Source organism: Vibrio sp. 1-Bac 57, assembly GCF_037546855.1.
Taxonomy (GTDB): domain Bacteria; phylum Pseudomonadota; class Gammaproteobacteria; order Enterobacterales; family Psychromonadaceae; genus Psychromonas.
Genome location: NZ_JALAAC010000083.1, coordinates 1 through 1,812, shown reverse-complemented (window position 1 = coordinate 1,812; position 1,812 = coordinate 1). Strand labels below are relative to the sequence as shown.

General features: G+C 39.6%; 1 protein-coding gene. It reads left to right on the top strand.

Annotated features, from left to right (window positions below; genetic code table 11):
• The first annotated feature begins 163 nt into the window (after positions 1 to 163).
• The gene (locus tag MT391_RS20560; protein ID WP_499499947.1) at positions 164 to 1,771 is read left to right on the top strand and encodes an IS1634 family transposase; all 1,608 of its coding nucleotides are present in this window, start codon (positions 164 to 166) and stop codon (positions 1,769 to 1,771) included.
• The last annotated feature ends 41 nt before the right edge of the window (positions 1,772 to 1,812 follow it).

Here is a 1,812-nt window from a genome sequence, read left to right as displayed (position 1 = left end):
CTGTCTTTCCGCACCTGTTTTAAGCGATTAAATTTTAGACAGAAAATAATCGCTTAATTAATAAAAACGACTAATTTGTGTCGCGTCCCATAATTTAGAATAAAAAAGTTGACGTGGATCGTCATATTTGATCTATTACTTATCTTTGGGTGATGGATAAGCAATGACATATTCTATTAAAAATATCGACCATTTGGGTTTAGTCTCAGGCATGTGTAAAGAAATTGGTATTGCAAAAATCATCGATCAAGCACATCCCAAACAAAGTAAAGATAAAAAGGTAACGTATGGTCAACTTGTCGAAGCGATGATTTTAAACGGTCTTGGTTTTGTTGGCCGGACATTACACATGTATCCTGAATATTTTGCAGACAAGCCTGTTGAGCGCCTTCTTGGGAAAGGAATAAAAGCAGAGCATATCAATGATGATGCATTAGGCCGCTGCATGGATCAACTCTATGAAACAGGTGTTTCGTCACTTTATCAAACATTAGCAGTGCGTGTTGTTGAACTTTTGAAACTGCCTTGTGAAGGATTAAATTTAGATTCGACCAGTATGCATGTCGATGGCCGTTATGATAATCAGGACGGTGACACGAAAGCGATTAAATTGGTGCGCGGTTACAGCCGAGATCACCGCCCAGAATTAAACCAAGCCGTACTTAACCTTATCACCGAAAACCAAGCAGGGATCCCTGTTTACATGCAAGCGGCGAGCGGCAACATCAATGATAATGAAGGATTTAAAAACATTGTTAAACATCACCTGAGCAGTCTAAAAGCCGCTCAAAATTGCAGTTATTTTATTGGCGATGCTGCACTCTATACCGCTGAAAGTATCCAATCCCTTGATGAACAAGGTCGTTTATTTATAACGCGTGCTCCGCAAAAATTAAAGTTAGTAAAAATAGCAATCGCCGAGCAAGAAAAATACGTATTTTCAGCATTAGAGAACGGTTATAGCGGAGCATGGCTCGAATCAGATTATGGTGAAGTAAAGCAACGCTGGCTGTTAGTGCGTAGTGAGCAAGCAATGAAAAGAGAGCAATACACATTAGATAAGCGCATGCTTAAAGAATCAAACGCCTCACTAAAGTCATTTAAAAAGCTAACCCGAGAACGTTATTCATGTGAACTCGATGCAAGTAAATCATTAAATAAATGGCTAAGAGCACAAGATTATACAGAAGTGAGTGACATTGAAATAATCGCGCATGCGGTTTACAAGCAAAGTGGGCGACCGAAGCAGGATCAGCAACCTGATAGTTATGAATATCAAATAATGGGTCAACTTTATTCTTCATTAACGCAGCGAGAAGAAAGGTTGCGGGAAAAAGGTATGTTTATGTTAGCGACAAACGATTGCAGCGAAACATTAACGATGGAAAAAATGCTTGAGCTCTACAAGTCGCAGCAAAGTGTAGAGAAAGGTTTTCGTTTTTTAAAAAGCCCTGATTTTTTAACCTCTTCACTATACTTAAAAAAGCCTGAGCGCATTGAAGCACTACTGATGATAATGACTTGTTGCCTAATGGTTTATGCCGCCTTGGAGCACAAGATGAGGGAGGAGCTCAAAGCACAAACGGCCTATTTCCCCGATTTAAAATACAAACCAACGCAAACACCGACAGCCCGTTGGGTGTTTTTTTGCTTTCAAGGACTGCATGTATTAACCATCTCACAGCATCAGGAACTGGTGGTGAATTTAAAAGAGAGGAATAGAGTCATTATTGATTGTTTGGGCCCAATATATCAAAAAATTTATTCCTGAAAAGGCGAGGGTTTATTCCTAAAACTGGTGCGGAATGTCGG